We start from the raw sequence: 3,709 nt of genomic DNA, 5'->3' as shown, positions 1-3,709 counted from the left end.
CAAGGCATCCGCGAACACCGGGAACGCCTCATACAGCCCCTGGCCCATCCCGACCCGCTGACTGCCCTGACCCGAGAACAACACCGCCAACTTCCCCGGCACCACAGAGCCCCGCACCACACCCGGTGCCGGATCGCCGATCGACAGCGCCTCCAAGCCATCGACAAGACCAGCCCGATCCGCGGCCAGCACCACGGCACGATGCTCAAACGCACTACGCGTCGTCGCCAACGACAGCGCCACATCCACGAGCGGCGGCTCCGGCCGCTCCCCCGCGAACGACGCCAGCCGACTCGCCTGCGCCCGCAGTGCGGATTCGGACCGTCCCGAGACCACCCACGGCACCACCGGCGACGCCACCCCACTTGGCTCGTCCGGGAGCTCGGCGTCGGGCAGCGCCGTCGGCGCCTGCTCCAGGATGACGTGTGCGTTGGTGCCGCTGATGCCGAAGGACGACACACCCGCACGCCGCGGACGATCCGTCTCCGGCCACTCCACCGCGTCCGTCAACAGCTCCACCGCACCCGCCGACCAATCCACATGCGGCGACGGCTCATCGACATGCAGCGTCTTCGGCAGCACCCCATGCCGCATCGCCAGCACCATCTTCATGACACCCGCCACACCGGCAGCCGCCTGCGCATGACCGATGTTCGACTTCACCGAACCCAGCCACAGCGGACGGTCCTCGGCGCCACGTTCCTGCCCGTACGTCGCCAGCAACGCCTGCGCCTCGATCGGGTCACCGAGCCTGGTACCCGTACCGTGCGCCTCCACCGCGTCCACCTCGGCGGCCGACAGCCGAGCGCTCTCCAGCGCCGCCCGGATCACCCGCTGTTGCGCGGGGCCATTCGGCGCCGACAGCCCATTGCTCGCACCGTCCTGATTCACCGCAGAACCACGCACCACCGCCAGCACTCGGTGCCCGTTCCGCCGCGCATCCGACAGCCGCTCCAGCAGCAGCACCCCCGCGCCCTCGGAGAACCCGGTGCCGTCCGCCGCTCCCGCGAAGGCCCTGCACCGCCCGTCCGCCGACAGCCCGCGCTGCCAGCTGAACTCCACGAACAGACCGGGTGTCGACATCACCGTCACACCACCCGCGAGCGCGAGCGAGCACTCACCCCGCCGCAGTGCCTGCGTCGCCAGGTGCAACGCCACCAGCGACGAGGAACACGCGGTGTCCACCGTGACCGCCGGGCCCTCGAAACCGAAGGTGTAGGAGACCCGTCCCGAGACGATACTGCCCGCGCTGGGGGCGCCGGGGCCACCGCCCGGCCCCCGCAACAGCCCATAGTCGTGGTGCATCACACCGGCGAAGACGCCGGTCTGGCTGCCCCGCAGGGTCGCCGGGTCGATACCGGCCCGCTCCAGCGCCTCCCACGACGTCTCCAGCAGCAGCCGCTGCTGCGGATCCATCGCCAGCGCCTCGCGCGGCGAGATCCCGAAGAACGCCGGATCGAAGTCACCCGCGTCGTAGAGGAAGCCGCCCTCGCGGGCATAGCTCTTCCCCGCGGCGTCCGGGTCCGGGTCGTACAGCCCCTCCACATCCCAGCCACGGTCCTCCGGGAAGGCCGAGATGGCGTCCGTGCCGCGCTCCAGAAGCTGCCACAACTGCTCCGGCGTACGCACCCCACCGGGGAAACGGCAGCTCATCGCCACGATCGCGATGGGCTCGTCATGGGTTGCGGGCGCGCCCGTACCGGCGGCGCCGGACGGGGAGACCGATATGGCGGCGCCCTGGTACGCCTCGGCCAGCTCGGAGCGCAGCCGACGGGCGATCACCACGGGCGTGGGGTAGTCGAAGACGAGAGTGGCGGGCAGCCGCAGCCCGGTGGCCGTGTTCAGCCGGTTGCGCAGCTCTACGGCGGTCAGCGAGTCGAACCCTAGCTCCTTGAACGCACGCCCCACCTCGATGGAGTCCGCCCCCGCGTGTCCGAGCACCTCGGCGACGTGGGTGCACACCAGATTCAGCAGGACTTCGTCCTGTTCGTCCGCCGACAGGGGCGCAAGCCGCCGCCACAGTTCCGACTCGCCCGCGCCACCGCTGGACGGCCGTACGGAACGACGCGCCGAAATGGACAGCAGGTCGCGGAGCAGGACCGGCGCCGCACCCGATGCCGCCTGGGCGCGGAGCGCCGGGAGGTCCAGGCGTATGGGAAGCAGGACGGGCTGCGCCATGGTCCCGGAGACGTCGAACAGTTCAAGGCCCTCTTCCGACGTCAGCGGGGCGATGCCGCCGCGCCGCATACGCCGTACGTCCTCGTCGGCCAGATGGCCCGTCATTCCACTGCGCTCGGCCCAGAACCCCCAGGCCAGCGAGACGGCGGGCAGCCCGAGGGCGCGACGGTGCGCCGCCAGGGCGTCGAGGTAGGCGTTCGCCGCCGCGTAGTTACCCTGTCCGGCGCCGCCGAACGTGCCGGCCGCGGAGGAGAACACCACGAACGCCGCCAGATCCAGGTCCTGGGTCAGCTCGTGCAGGTGGAAGGCGGCATCGGCCTTGGGGCGGAGCACGGTGTCGACACGCTCGGGAGTGAGGGTTTCGATGACGCCGTCGTCCAGCACACCGGCCGCGTGCACCACACCGCGCAATGGACGATCCGCCGGGATGCGCGCCAGCACCCCCGCCAACGCCGCACGGTCGGCGACATCGCAGGCCGTCATGGTCACCGACGCGCCCAACTCCGCCAGCTCAGCCTCCAACTCCACCGCGCCAGCAGCCTCCCGACCCCGCCGAGAGACCAGGACCAGATGCCGCACCCCCCGCTCAGCCACCAAATGCCGCGCCACCAAACCACCCAACGTGCCGGTGGCCCCGGTCAACAACACCGTGCCCTCCGGATCCCACCCAAAGCCCTCCCCAACACCCTCAGCAGAAGCCGCAGGAGCAACGGCACGCGACAGCCGGGGCACCAGCACACCCCCGGACCGCACAGCCACTTGAGGCTCACCGCACCCCAGCACCACCTCGAACACACCGGCCGACACCTGCACATCATCCACATCCACCAGCACAAACCGATCCGGATGCTCAGCCTGCGCCGACCGCACCAAACCCCAAACCACAGCAGCCGCCACATCCGGCACACCCTCACCCAGTACGGCCGCCACCGCACCCCGCGTCACCACCACCAACCGCGAACCGGCGAACCGCTCCTCGGCCAACCACCCCCGCACCACGCCCAGAGCACGGTGCGCCATCCTCTGTGCCTCGCTCGGGTCGCCGGCGCGGGCTCCGGAGTCGGCCGTGAAGGAGACCAGAACGGTGTCGGGGGTGGCCGTACCGTCGTTCATAGCCTGGATCAGATCGGCCAGTTCCGGATACGTGGCGTCATTCGCGCCGCTCAACGCGCCAAGGTGCGGGGCCTCACTCCCGAGCAACGCCCACCGGCCCATGGCCGCGGGGGCTTCATGCTGAGCGGGAGCCTCACGCCATGTGGTGTGGAACAGCGCGTCATGCGTCACGTTCCGCGCTGCGCGGAGCTGTTCAGGGGACACCGTACGGGTCACCAGCGACGCCACCGAGGCCACCGGCGCCCCGGTGGTATCGGCGACAAGGAGCGAAACCGCGTCAGGTCCGGCGGGAGCGAGTCGTACGCGCAGGGTGTCCGCGCCCGTTGCGTACAGGGACACACCGCTCCAGACGAACGGAAGTCCGGGGCCCGGTCGGGAGGAGTCCTGTTCCGAGTCCTCCCCTCCCAATGCCGCGGTG

General features: G+C 70.8%; 1 pseudogene. It reads right to left on the bottom strand.

Annotation, left to right across the window (positions count from 1 at the left end):
• A pseudogene (locus NP777_RS46585) lies at nt 1-3,675 on the bottom strand (type I polyketide synthase); the annotation flags it as partial.
• Nucleotides 3,676-3,709 lie beyond the last annotated feature (34 nt).

It is taken from the genome of Streptomyces rugosispiralis, assembly GCF_024505145.1.
GTDB classification, from domain to species: domain Bacteria; phylum Actinomycetota; class Actinomycetes; order Streptomycetales; family Streptomycetaceae; genus Streptomyces; species Streptomyces rugosispiralis.
This window is presented reverse-complemented; position numbering and strand designations above follow the sequence as displayed.